General features: G+C 51.4%; 10 protein-coding genes and 1 rRNA gene. 10 read left to right on the plus strand and 1 reads right to left on the minus strand.

Going from position 1 to position 12,887, the window contains the following annotated elements:
• Positions 1 to 510 precede the first annotated feature (510 nt).
• The 8 genes from groES to BM322_RS09755 all read left to right on the plus strand — a co-directional run bounded on the left by groES (position 511) and on the right by BM322_RS09755 (position 10,537).
• Positions 511 to 792: a co-chaperone GroES gene (gene groES, locus BM322_RS09720; protein WP_075430000.1), complete on the plus strand. Its 282-nt coding sequence runs from the start codon at positions 511 to 513 to the stop codon at positions 790 to 792.
• Between the two features lie 25 nt (positions 793 to 817).
• Positions 818 to 2,443 carry a chaperonin GroEL gene (gene groL, locus BM322_RS09725; RefSeq protein WP_075430001.1) on the plus strand — a complete coding sequence of 542 codons (1,626 nt, stop codon included), beginning with the start codon at positions 818 to 820 and terminating at the stop codon, positions 2,441 to 2,443.
• 137 nt (positions 2,444 to 2,580) lie between these two features.
• Positions 2,581 to 4,389, plus strand: coding sequence for a diguanylate cyclase (locus tag BM322_RS09730; RefSeq protein ID WP_075430002.1), 1,809 nt, complete (start codon positions 2,581 to 2,583; stop codon positions 4,387 to 4,389).
• 375 nt (positions 4,390 to 4,764) lie between these two features.
• On the plus strand, positions 4,765 to 6,594 hold the full coding sequence (gene glmS, locus BM322_RS09735) for a glutamine--fructose-6-phosphate transaminase (isomerizing) (RefSeq protein ID WP_075430003.1): 1,830 nt from the start codon (positions 4,765 to 4,767) through the stop codon (positions 6,592 to 6,594).
• Positions 6,595 to 6,758: 164 nt separating this feature from the next.
• Complete coding sequence (locus tag BM322_RS09740) at positions 6,759 to 7,829, plus strand: ABC transporter ATP-binding protein (RefSeq protein WP_075430004.1); 1,071 nt, start codon at positions 6,759 to 6,761, stop codon at positions 7,827 to 7,829.
• Positions 7,822 to 8,655, plus strand: coding sequence for an ABC transporter permease (locus tag BM322_RS09745; protein ID WP_075430005.1), 834 nt, complete (start codon positions 7,822 to 7,824; stop codon positions 8,653 to 8,655). Before BM322_RS09740 ends, BM322_RS09745 begins: the two co-directional genes overlap by 8 nt.
• Complete coding sequence (locus BM322_RS09750; RefSeq protein ID WP_318254586.1) at positions 8,652 to 9,455, plus strand: ABC transporter permease; 804 nt, start codon at positions 8,652 to 8,654, stop codon at positions 9,453 to 9,455. The genes BM322_RS09745 and BM322_RS09750 overlap by 4 nt, the downstream gene beginning before the upstream one ends.
• On the plus strand, positions 9,452 to 10,537 hold the full coding sequence (locus BM322_RS09755) for an ABC transporter substrate-binding protein (RefSeq protein ID WP_075430006.1): 1,086 nt from the start codon (positions 9,452 to 9,454) through the stop codon (positions 10,535 to 10,537). Before BM322_RS09750 ends, BM322_RS09755 begins: the two co-directional genes overlap by 4 nt.
• A gap of 60 nt (positions 10,538 to 10,597) precedes the next feature.
• On the opposite strand, the gene BM322_RS09760 is transcribed toward BM322_RS09755, so the two are convergent.
• Positions 10,598 to 11,863, minus strand: coding sequence for a sensor domain-containing diguanylate cyclase (locus tag BM322_RS09760; RefSeq protein ID WP_082334443.1), 1,266 nt, complete (start codon positions 11,861 to 11,863; stop codon positions 10,598 to 10,600).
• 158 nt (positions 11,864 to 12,021) lie between these two features.
• On the opposite strand from BM322_RS09760, the gene BM322_RS09765 reads away from it, so the two are divergent.
• Together BM322_RS09765 and BM322_RS09770 are read left to right on the plus strand one after the other, a co-directional pair.
• Positions 12,022 to 12,462, plus strand: coding sequence for a hypothetical protein (locus tag BM322_RS09765; protein WP_075430009.1), 441 nt, complete (start codon positions 12,022 to 12,024; stop codon positions 12,460 to 12,462).
• A 355-nt stretch (positions 12,463 to 12,817) separates the two neighbouring features.
• Positions 12,818 to 12,887 (plus strand): 16S ribosomal RNA (locus tag BM322_RS09770); the annotation flags it as partial.

The following is a 12,887-nucleotide window of genomic DNA, read 5'->3' on the forward strand; positions in this document are numbered from 1 at the left end:
GTTCCGGCGATAGGTCACGAATTACATCGATGTGCTTGTTACGGGAGAAACGATTCGTACAATCTCAGACTTCCGTTACCAAAGGGGGCGAACGGGGTGGTGCTTCTTTCTGTCTGGAGCGACTGTCCTGCGCAGCAGGACTGGGCCGTAAGCGCATAACCTAGAAAGAACTATGTACGTCGCGACCTGGTGACGGGAGCAGGTAACTAAGTCCGTAGTTCTGGTTGTACGGTCCATTCAGCGGAAACAGAAAAAGTACTACCCCGTGAACCCCGAGCTGCGTACTATCGGGATTCCGTTCCGCACGTACTAACAGACAAACTGCAATTTAACGAATATGTGTGGCGAAGTTTTTGTATTGAAGACAGTTTTTGATTTTTTGACTAATTTTTGTTTGCTTATTGACATTTTGACTAAGAACGGTTACTATAAGAACTGTAGTTAGCACTCGGGTCTAGTGAGTGCTAACAAGATAACTTTGTTATTCCATTATATAGGAGGAAGATACCTATGATTAAGCCATTGGGCGAAAGAGTTGTCATTGAAGTTTCTGAGGGCGATGTAAAGACCGCCAGCGGCATTGTACTGCCGGATACGGCCAAAGAGAAGCCGCAGAAGGGAACGGTTGTTGCTGTAGGCACTGGCAAGCTGCTCGAGAATGGTGAGCGCGCTGCTATGGAAGTCAAAGCTGGCGACGTTGTTGTCTTCTCCAAATATTCCGGCTCGGAAGTCAAGGTTGACGACAAAGAGTACCTGATTGTCCGCGAGAGCGACATCCTGGCTGTACTGTAAGATAGACTTTTTGGAGGTAATATAAATGGCTAAACAGATTCTGTTTGATGAAGATGCACGCCGCGCACTGGGCCGCGGTGTTGATGCACTGGCTAACGCCGTAAAAGTTACGCTTGGACCGAAAGGCCGCAACGTTGTTCTCGAGAAGAAATTCGGCGCACCGACGATCACGAACGATGGTGTCACGATTGCCCGCGACATCGAGCTCGAGGATCCGTTCGAGAACATGGGCGCACAGCTGGTCAAAGAAGTTGCTACGAAGACCAACGATATCGCTGGTGATGGTACGACGACGGCAACGCTCTTGGCTCAGGCCATGATTCAGGAAGGCATGCGTAATGTCGTTGCTGGTGCTAACCCGATGATTATCAAGAAGGGCATCGATACGGCTGTCAAGGCTCTTGTTGAGGAAATCAAGACGAAAGCTAAGAAGGTTGATGGCAAGGCCGACATCGCTCAGGTTGCTTCCATTTCTTCGGCTAACGAAGAGACGGGTGAACTGATTGCTGAGGCTATGGAGAAAGTCGGCAAAGACGGCGTCATCACGGTTGAAGAATCCAAGTCCATGACGACGAACCTCTCGGTTGTTGAGGGCATGCAGTTCGACCGCGGCTACATCTCCCCGTATCTCGTAACGGATACGGACAAGATGGAAGCAATCCTTGACGATCCGTATATCCTCATCACGGACCGCAAGATTTCCGCTATCGCTGATATCCTGCCGATTCTCGAGCAGGTTGTGAAACAGGGCAAACAGCTGGCTATCATCGCTGAGGATGTTGACGGCGAGGCTCTGACGACGATTGTTGTCAACAAGCTTCGTGGCACCTTCAAGGCTCTGGCTGTCAAGGCTCCGGGCTTTGGTGACCGCCGCAAGGCTATGCTCGAGGATATCGCTATCCTGACGGGCGGTAATGTCATCAGCGAGGAACTGGGCCGCAAGCTCGACAGCGTTACGCTGGAGGATCTCGGCCGTGCCCGTCAGATCCGCTCCACGAAAGAGGAGACGACGATCGTTGATGGCGTAGGCGATAAGGATGCTATCGCAGCTCGCGTTGCTCAGATCAAGAAACAGATTGCCGAGACGACCTCTGACTTCGATAAAGAAAAACTTCAGGAGCGTCTGGCTAAACTCGCTGGCGGTGTAGCTGTCATCGAAATCGGCGCTGCAACGGAAGTTGAGATGAAAGATCAGAAATACCGCATCGAGGATGCGCTCAACGCTACGCGTGCAGCTGTTGAGGAAGGTATCGTCGCAGGTGGCGGCACGACCTTCATCGATATCCTGCCGGCACTGGATAAGATCCAGGTCGAGGGTGATGAGAAAGTCGGAGTGAACATCGTTCGCCGTGCCATCGAAGAGCCGGTTCGCCAGATTGCCAACAACGCAGGCCTCGAGGGCTCGGTCGTTGTCGAGAACGTCAAGAAAGCTGGCGACGGCATCGGTTTCAACGCACTGAAGAACGAGTATGTTGACATGATCAAAGCTGGTATTGTCGATCCGGCTAAGGTTACGCGTTCTGCCCTGCAGAATGCTGCATCGATTGCTTCCATGGTTCTCACGACGGAGACTCTCGTCGCTGACAAACCGGAAGAGAAACCGGCTGCTCCGGCAGCTGCACCGGGCATGGGGATGCCAGGCATGATGTAATATAGATCACAGCGTGTATATGTGATTTGATAGGGAACAGACTATGGATTAATGTGATTCATAGTCTGTTTTTCTTTTTGCCCAAAAGTTATAATAGAGATGACTCATAGATTACGCAATAGGAAGAAGGTGCTTGTATGAAACAGTTTTCGTATGATTTTCATGGCCTGACAGGCCTTGATGAGGCCTTAAAGGATTTTCAGGCGAAATGCCCGCAGAAGTATTCGGATATCTTGGTACAGGTGTTTACTTGTATCAGTGAGCAGTCTATCGTCAGTTCCATGGTGGAGCAGATTTCAGCTGCTATTCCGCTGGCAAAAGTGGTGGGGACGGTTACGTCGGAGCTGCCACTCATTGAGGAATGGGAAAAGCGGAGAACCCAGCTCTGCATCATGGTGTTTCAAGACACGCAGGTAAAGATCCATGCATTTTCGCGAGATGAGCAGGAGGTGGAGCATGCGTGGCAGCGGAAGGTGGGGCTGGAGCTTGCCGAATGCTGCCAGGAAACGCAGCATCTGGCAGGACTGGAACTGTTGATTACAGCACGTTCTGTAGACGTTCGTCCCTTTTTGAAGGCGCTGGCGCATAAAGTCCATGATGTGCCTGTTTTTGGCGGTGGTGCATATGCAGCAGTGAAAGGAGAAGTGCCATTTATCTTTTCTGCTGATGGCATCGTCAGTCAGGGAATCTTAGTGGTTGCTTTCAGCAGCTGCCGGCTCCAGCTGCTGGTGGCTGACAGTATGGGCTGGCGGCCGCTGGGGAAGACGATGACGATCACGAAGATGATCGATGACTACACCATAGCTGAGCTTGATCATAAGCCTGCGGCGCTGGTTTATGAGAAATATTTGGGTGTCACTCGCGAGGAGTTTCGGAGTTTCAATGTTTCAGAGTTCCCACTGCTGGTCGAGCGGGATGGCAACCTGCTGGCACGGCCGCCGGTGGGGCGGACCGAAGATGATGCCCTGACTTTTGCGGCTGACCTGCAGGCAGGGGAGAAGGTGCGCCTTTCCTACGGCGATCCGCAAACAATCATCAATCAGGCGCTGCACATGGGCCGCAAGATCCAATCGTTCCAGCCGGAAGGAATCGTGTTGATCAGCTGTATTGGCCGCCATTTCTATGTCGGAGAGGCGGAGAAACCAGAAATAGAATGGTACCGGAAAATTGCTCCGGTATCTGTCTGTTATACCTATGGCGAATATCTGCGGCAGGGCAGCAATATCAATACGCTGACCATCACGTTTGTGGCTGTGGCCTTCCGTGAAGGCAATCGGTCTGTGCAGGCAGAGACTCCTGCTGTTGATGCCCTGGAAAATCAGGATTTCCAGGAGTATTTGTCGATGGTTCATCGCCTGGCCCATTTTGTCACCGTAAGTTCACAGGAGCAGGAAAGACTGGCGGCTCAGTTGGCTGAGGCCAATGCGAAACTTGCTACGGCGAACAAGAAACTGCAGGCGCTTGCCAGCATGGATCGGCTTACACAGCTGCTGAATCGCGGGGAAGTGGAACATCATCTGCAGGAACTGGTTCAGCACTGGACGAAGCGGCAGCGCGTTTTTTCCGGCCTTCTGCTCGATATCGATAATTTCAAGAAAATCAATGATTCGTATGGTCATGATGTGGGTGATTATGTGCTGGTAAGCCTGGCAGAGGTATTGCGGGGCTGCGTGCGCGGCCATGATTTCGTCGGACGCTGGGGTGGTGAGGAATTCCTGGTCTTGCTGCCTGATGCTGAGGCGGATTATGCCGTGCAGGTAGGGAATCGCATCCGGGCGTCCCTGCAACAGACGCCTGTACTGCCAGATGGTGGCTGCATAACAGTCAGCATTGGTGCCGGTCAGATCTTTACAGAGGATGATTTCCAGGATTTCTATCAGCGGTTGGATAAAGCGCTGTATGCAGCGAAGCATAACGGCAAAGACCAGGTCGTGCTGGCGACCTGAATGACTTCTCAAGGGATGTCCCTTGTTCAAAGGGACATCCTTGCGGAAGTACCCGGGACAAAGTATTGACTTATATAGGCGGATTGGTTATAATAAGCGAGCATTGATAAATTCATCGATGCACGAAAATAGAGGAAAATCCAGAAAAGAATATCCTGTTGTTCTGGTGTAATGAAAGGAAAATGATTCCTAGCGCAAGTTCTCCTAAGCGGACGGTTTGCTTATGAGAAGACGAGGAGAAGGTTGTCGAATAGTCAGCGGATGCCTTCCGGCCGGTCCGGTCGATAGAGATTTGTTAAAGCCCAGGTGTGAGCTTGGGGGAAGAGCGGATGGAGGACACAACAGGAATAGTACAATTTCATAGGAGGTACTATTATGTGTGGTATCGTAGGTTATGTCGGTGACAAACAGGCAGCAAATTTCCTGCTCGAGGGTCTTGCCAAGCTCGAGTATCGTGGTTACGACTCGGCTGGCATCGCTGTATTCAATGGCGAGAGCATCCGCGTGGAGAAAAGTGTTGGCCGTCTGGCGTCCTTGAAGGACAAGATCAAGGACGATATGCCGCAGGGCACGATGGGTATCGGCCATACCCGTTGGGCAACCCATGGCCGTCCGTCGGACCGCAACTCCCATCCGCATACGGATTGTTCCGGTGATTTCGTCGTCGTCCATAACGGCATCATCGAGAACTACCTGACGCTCAAGGAAGAACTCATCGAGAAGGGGCACGTATTCAAATCTGAGACGGATACGGAAGTCGTTGCGCATCTCATCGAAGAGGTCTATAACGGCGATTTCGTTTCGTCGGTACGCGAGGTGCTGCGTCGCGTCGAGGGTTCTTACTCACTCGTATTCATGAGCAGCAAGCACCCGGGGATGCTGATCTGTGCGAAGCAGGACAACCCGCTGGTCATCGGTCTGGGCGAGGGCGAGAACTTCATCGCGTCCGATATCCCGGCTATCATCCAGTACACGCGCCGTACTTACATCCTCAACGACGGTGAGATGGCTGTCCTCACGAAGGATTCCATCAAGATTTCCAATCGTCAGGGTGAGCCGGTGACCAAGAAGGTCTTTGAGGTCAACTGGAATGCTGAGGCTGCTGAGAAGGGCGGCTATGAGCACTTTATGCTCAAGGAGATTCATGAGCAGCCGAAGGCTGTCCGTGACACCATGAGCCAGCGCATCGCTAAAGACGGCAAGAGCATCGTCATGGACGAGCTCAAGTGGGATGCCGATTATCTGAATTCCTTCAACAAGATCTATATCGTTGCCTGCGGCACGGCTTATCATGCCGGCCTGGTAGGTAAATACTATATCGAGAAACTGGCGCGTACGGTGGTCGAGGTCGATGTGGCTTCGGAGTTCCGTTATCGTGAGCCGATCGTCGATGAGAACACGCTGTTCATTGCAGTTTCCCAGTCTGGTGAGACGAGCGACACGCTCGCTGCCATGAAGGAGTCCAAACGCCTGGGTGCGAAGACGCTGGCACTTACGAATGTTGTCGGTTCGTCGATTGCCCGCGAGGCAGATCAGGTGCTCTACACCTGGGCTGGCCCGGAGATTGCCGTTGCTTCGACCAAGGCTTATACGACGCAGATTGTCCTGTTCTTCATGCTGGCGCTTTACATGGCCCAGATCAAGCAGACGCTGAAGCCGGAGCGCGTAGCTGAACTCATCGATATGCTCCATCAGATTCCGACGCAGGTCAGCCGCACCCTCGAGGATGTCGAGCCAATCAAGACCTTTGCCAAACAGTATGGCTTCAATGAGGATGTCTTCTACATCGGCCGTTCGCTGGACTATGATGTAGCACTGGAGGGTTCGCTGAAACTCAAGGAGATTTCCTACATCCATGCGGAGGCTTATGCTGCTGGCGAGCTCAAGCACGGCACGCTGGCACTGATAGTCGAGGGTGTTCCAGTCATCGCACTGGCTACCCAGAAGAGCGTTTACGAGAAGACGCTTTCGAACATCAAAGAGGTCAAAGCCCGTGATGCTGTCGTCATCGGTATTGCTGCTGAGGGCGATGAAGAGCTTGAGAAGTATGTCGACCATGTCATGAAGGTTCCGGAGACGGATGAGCTCCTGATCCCAATCCTCACGGTCGTACCGCTGCAGCTTCTCGCATACTATGCCGCTATCACGCGTGGCTGCGACGTTGATAAACCGCGCAACCTCGCGAAATCGGTTACGGTTGAGTAATCTGACTGGTCAATCTTCTTGACAAGTCAAATACAGGATCCCGTTCGTATCATTGATACGGACGGGATTTTTTCATCGGAAAAAGATTCTTTTGTATTGAAGGGTTTCGTGATAAAATAGAAGGCGTTCACTTTTGGGCAGTACAGGAGGGTAAATGAGAAGAATTGGCAAGAGAATTACTGAAACTTGAACACATCAATAAATCCTATGAAGACCGGCAGATTTTGGAAGATTTGAACCTCACCATACATGAGAACGAATTCCTCACGCTGCTTGGACCGTCAGGTTGTGGCAAGACGACCATCCTGCGCATGATTGGCGGCTTTGAGACGCCGGACAGCGGCCGTATCCTGTTTGATGGACAGGACATCACGCGGCTGCAGCCGGAGAAGCGTCAGGTCAATACGGTCTTTCAGAAGTATTCGCTGTTTTCCCATATGGATGTAGCGGAAAATATCGCCTTCGGCCTCAAACTCAAGGGCAAGAGCGCAAGCTACATCAAGGATAAGATAAAATACGCGTTGAAGCTCGTCAATCTCGATGGGTATGAACACGCGCGGGTCACGCAGATGTCGGGGGGCCAGCAGCAGCGCATTGCCATAGCGCGGGCTGTGGTCAACGAGCCGAAGGTGCTTTTGCTGGATGAGCCGTTTTCTGCGCTCGACCTCAAGCTGCGCCAGAACATGCAGCGCGAGATCGTCAAGCTCAAGAAGGAGCTCGGTATCACCTTCATCTTTGTCACGCACGACCAGCAGGAGGCTTTGTCCATGTCGGATACGGTCGTGGTCATGAACCAGGGCTGGATCCAGCAGATCGGCACGCCGGAGAGCGTCTACAACGAGCCCGAGAATGCCTTCGTGGCAGATTTCATCGGCGACAGCAATATCATCGATGGTGTCATGGTGCGCGATAAGCTCGTTCATCTGCTGGGCAAGGATATTCCGTGCATCAATACGGGTTTTGGCGAGAACGTGCCTGTCGATGTGCAGATCCGTCCGGAGGATATCCAGATCTGTACGCCGGCAGACGGCCAGTTCCGTGGCATCATCCGGCAGGTGGTATTCAAGGGAACCGTCTACGATATCACGATTGAGGCAGGCGGTTTCTCCTGGCTCGTGCAGACCATCACCGGTCACGAGCAGGGCGCAGAGGTAGGCATCCGCCTGGCCCCGGCGAATATCCAGATCATGGCAAAACCGGCCTCGGAAGATGAGGAGGCCGTGTCTGATGAATAAGTCAAAATCGCTGCAGCAGTTGTTTGCTGTGCCCTTTGGCATCTGGGCGGCGTTGTTCATTATCCTGCCGCTGTTTTTCGTGCTCTGGCATGGACTGACCGACGAGGCGGGCGTCTTCACGCTGGCGAATCTGCAGGTGGTTCTGCAGTGGGAGTATCTGAAGGCTCTGGGCTTATCGGCAGAGCTGGCCTTGATCAGCACGGTAATCTGCCTGGTCATGGCTTATCCGCTCTGCCTGATCCTGCAGGAATTGCGGCGGGCTAAGGGCATAATGATCTTTTTGCTGTTTTTGCTGCCGCTGTGGATGAACTCGTTGCTGACCACGATGGCCTGGCAGACCATCCTCGAAAAAAACGGCATCCTCAATATGTTCTTGCGCTTTTGCGGTCTGCCGGATATGACGCTCATCAATACGCCGCTGGCCATTGTCATCGGCATGGTCTACAATTTCCTGCCCTATATGGTGCTGCCGCTTTATGTGGCGATTTCGCGCATCGACCATAGCGTCATCGAGGCGGCCTGGGATTTGGGGGCTGACCGCTGGCAGACATTCCGTCATGTCATGCTGCCCCTCTCGCTGCCGGGCATCGTGAGCGGCTGTACAATGGTGTTCATCCCGGCGCTGACGACCTTCGTCATCAGTGCACTGCTGGGGGGCAATAAGATCCTGCTGATTGGCAATATCATTGAGCAGGAATTCACGGCTGCCTACGATTGGCAGCTCGGCAGTGCCCTGTCGATGGTCTTGATGGTCTTCATCATCTTGAATATCCTGCTGGAGGCTTTTACCGAGACGGATGATCAGCGGAAGAAGGTGAAGGCATGATGGCAAAACTGAAAAAAGCTTATCTGGGACTTGTCGTGCTGTTCATGTATGCGCCGATTGCGGTGCTGATTGCCCAGTCCTTCAATGCAAGCCGTTACCGCGGCCAGTGGACAGGCTTTACCTGGGACTGGTATGCGGCATTGTTTGCCAGTGAGGATATCATCAATGCTTTTATCAATACGCTGACGATTGGCGTGCTGTCGGCAACCTTGGCAACGCTTCTGGCCCTGGTGACGGCATTGGGGCTGCGCCGTATGGGCAGCCATGGCCGTATCCTGTTTCGCGGGCTGGCCAATATCCCGCTGCTCAATGCCGATATCGTCACAGGTATTTCCTTGATGTTGCTGTTCCTGGGGCTGGGCCTGCGCCTTGGCTATGATACGATATTGATGGCCCATATCGTCATCAATCTGCCGTATGCGATGCTCTGCATCTTGCCTCAGGTGCTGAGCCTGGATCGTGTCTGCTATGAGGCAGCATTGGACCTCGGGGCGACGCCAGTGCAGGCGTTCTGGAAAGTCGTCCTGCCCGAGCTTACGCCGGGAATCATGGCAGCTTTCCTGCTTTCCTTTGCGATGTCGGCTGATGATTTTATCGTCACGTACTTTACCAAAGGTGCAGGCATCGAAACCCTGACGACGGAGATCTACTCGGAAATCAAGCTCGGTATCCATCCGGAGATGTATGCCCTGTCGACGCTGTTCTTCGTGGCTGTCATCGTATTGGTCACGCTGTTGCTGTTCAATTATCGTGTAATCCGCCGCTATCGCAAGGCAGAGAAAAGGGAGGCGGACGTATGAGAAAGTATTGGCGCAGTCTGTTGCTGCTGATGATGCTGGGGGCAAGCCTGCTTTTGTCCGGCTGTGATATGTTTGCCGAGGAGCAGGAAAGCGGCGATAATGTCCTTTATGTCTACAGCTGGGGCGACTATCTGTCGCAGGATGTGCTGACTCAGTTTGAGGAGGAGACGGGAATCCATGTCGTCCTCGACGAATTCGACACCAATGAGAGTATGTATCCGCGTGTGGCTGAAGGGGCGGAAAACTATGACGTACTTTGCCCGTCGGATTATATGATCCAGAAACTCATCGAAAATGACCTGCTGCAGCCTTTGGATTTTTCCAAGCTGCCGAATGCGACGAAGTATATCGGCGAGGATTTCTTCCTGCAGTCCGAGGCTTTCGACAAGGGACATCGGTATAATGTTCCCTATTGCTGGGGCACGGTCGGCATCATGTATAATACCAAGCTGGTCGATGAGCCGGTCGACAGCTGGTCGATCCTCTGGAATCCCAAGTACAAGGGCGAAATCCTCATGCAGGATTCGGCCCGTGATGCCATGATGATTCCCTTGCGGCTGCAGGGCCATTCGATGAACACGAAGGATCCGCAGGAGCTGCTGGCAGCCCGTGATATGCTCATCGCGCAGAAACCGCTGGTGCAGGCGTATGGTGTCGATGATATCCGCGATAAGCTAAGCTCAGGTGAGGCAGCATTAGGTGTCATTTTTTCCGGTGAGGCCATCAAGCTGATGAAAGCCAACCCGGACCTGCGCTTCTGCCCAGCGCCGAAAGAGGGGACGAATCTCTTTATCGATTCCTGGGTAATCCCGAAGAATGCGCGTCACGTGGAAAATGCCCATAAGTTCATCGATTTCATCTGCCGGCCTGACATTGCCGCAAAGAATTTTGAGGAACTCGGCTATTCGACGCCGAATGTTTCCGTGCGGGAACAGGAAGAGGAGAATGAAGAGATGGAAGGTTATCTGGATATAGCCTTCCCGCCAGAAGAAGTCTATCATGGACAGGAAACCTACAGCTATCTGGGCAAGGAGCTTGATAAGCTCTATACGCGCCTTTGGCTGCAGGTAAAAGTTGAATAATCGGTAAGAGAAACAGCCGGATAGTGCAGAAACGCAGCTATCCGGCTGTTTGTTTTCGATTCAGTTGAGAGTATCACTTTCGATATGGAAGGTATTGCGCACTTTTTTAGCCTGATAAAGCGCGTTATCGACGCGTTTCAAGGTGGTGTCGATAGAGATGTCGTTGCTCTGGAAACTTGTCGCACCAATTGATATCGTGATGTGCTGCAGTTTTCCGCTGGTGTTGGCGAAGGTATGGCTGCGGATGCACTGGTTGAGACGTTTCAGCTGCTGCTCCAGATCTTGCCGGCTCATGTGCGGCAGGATGATGATGAATTCATCGCCACCCCAGCGAATCAGGCAGTCTTCACGGCGGATATTATTCTTGATCTGTTCTACGGTCTCCCGGAGGACAATATCGCCAAAATCATGTCCATATGTGTCGTTGACTGTCTTGAAATAGTCGATGTCGAACATGGCGATGATGGTATTCTGCTCGGTATCGTGGTAGTCGTCTAGTAATTCCTTCAAGCGGGCGGTGCCGTAATGACGGCTGTGTGCTCTTGTCAGGCTGTCAGTGTCGATGACCTGCTGCAGAACGTTAAGCTCATCTTGTTGTAATTTGTGCTGCCGCCAGTAAAGGCGCAGCGCATACAGGCTGGTGGCGATGATGCCACATAGTGATAGCAGGTAACCACAGAGGATAATGAACTTCAGAGCTGTAGAGCCAGCATAGATGTTTTCCCAGACGGCGTGATAGGGAATACCCATGCAAATGATCCAGTTATAGTCAGGATAAAGCCGGGCGTAGCTGAGTTTCTTGGAGATGGTATCGGCGCCGAGGTCTTTGAAATAATAGCTGTAGAACAGGGACCCATGCTCGCGGACGCCTTCCAGTTCTGTAAGGTAAGGATAATTTCCCTCGGCGTCCTGCATCTGGGTGGAAAGGGAAATGCTCTCGGTGTTGCGCAGGTTCGGATGGATCAAGCGGCGGGCATAGTCATCGCCGCCTTCATAGTTGATTACTTCGTTGATCCAGACATAGCTGCCATTTTCATTGCTGGCCTCATAAAATACTTTGCGTAGGATGGATTCTATGATGTTACGGATTTCCTCATCCGTAATCGGTTGATTCATTTCCTTGTGATGTTTCTGGATATTGTCTCGCAGCACATCGATGTTCAGCACGATGTTGTCAACGGTATGCTGGATATAAGCTTGCTGGAAAGAAAGCGCACTGCGGTATAATGCATAAGTGGTGGCTGCCTGGATCACTAATGTGGTAATCAAGCAAAACAGGCAGATCAAGAGGCTGTGTGAAAGTGTTCGTTGATATTTATCCTTCATATTGTATCACCTGAAAGGAAAAGAATATGTAATTGTGTTAATGTTCGTGAAGATAAGGGAAAAATCCTGCCAAGAAAAAAGGACTATCTGTATTTTGTGACGAATTGTAGTAGAGTGAATGAGAGTAATAGTTTGCATAGCTTTTAAAGGAGGATAAAATGAATAAGAAGGCAGAGGCATTTAAAAAGTATTTAGCAGAGGATGAAAACAGACAGGCAGCTTTCCAGATGGAAGAAGTCCAGGAGGATGCCCAGCATACGACGGTGTTCCGCTCACATGTCCTGATTGAAGGTCAGCAGCTGCCAACGCTTGTGCTCTTGGATGACAGCGTCTTTTCGATGATTCGCGTTCAGATATCGCCCCAGGCAAGAACCGAGGAGAATGAGCTCGCAGTCCTGCGTCTGGCCAATGAGCAGAATCTCAAGTACAAGCCCTTCAAATTGTATTTTGATGCAACGGGTTCATTAATCCTTGATGTCTGCCTGCTGACGCCGGGCGAAGATTTTGCTGGCTTAGGGGAAGAGATCTATGGCATGTTTGATGTACTGATCAACTTCCTCAACGAGGCATATCGTCCGCTGATGAAAGAAATCTGGTAAATCTTTAAAAAATATAAGAAAAAGTTTAAAATAGGTGTTGACAAGTGCGCTGAAGACGTGTAATATAATACAAGTCATCAGCGCACAGCACTTTCTGCTGGGGCAGAGATGAGCGAGATTGTTCTCTGAAAACTAAACAATGCAGAATGAATCATGCAACATGATTCAAGCCAGATGTTTGATGAAACTTCGGTTTCATATTCAAAACATCGATTGGTATGAACAACATAGCAATCGGCAATTTCTTAAGCAGCGAACAGCAATCTTGATTGCTTGTGAGTCGCTTACATAAATTACTTCAGTAATTTATGAACCATATGATAATTGAGAGCTTGATTGAGTTCTTCAATATGATTTATTGGAGAGTTTGATCCTGGCTCAGGACGAACGCTGGCGGCGTGCTTAACACATGCAAGTCGAACGAG

It is taken from the genome of Selenomonas sp. GACV-9, assembly GCA_900116485.1.
GTDB lineage: Bacteria > Bacillota > Negativicutes > Selenomonadales > Selenomonadaceae > Selenomonas_A > Selenomonas_A ruminantium_G.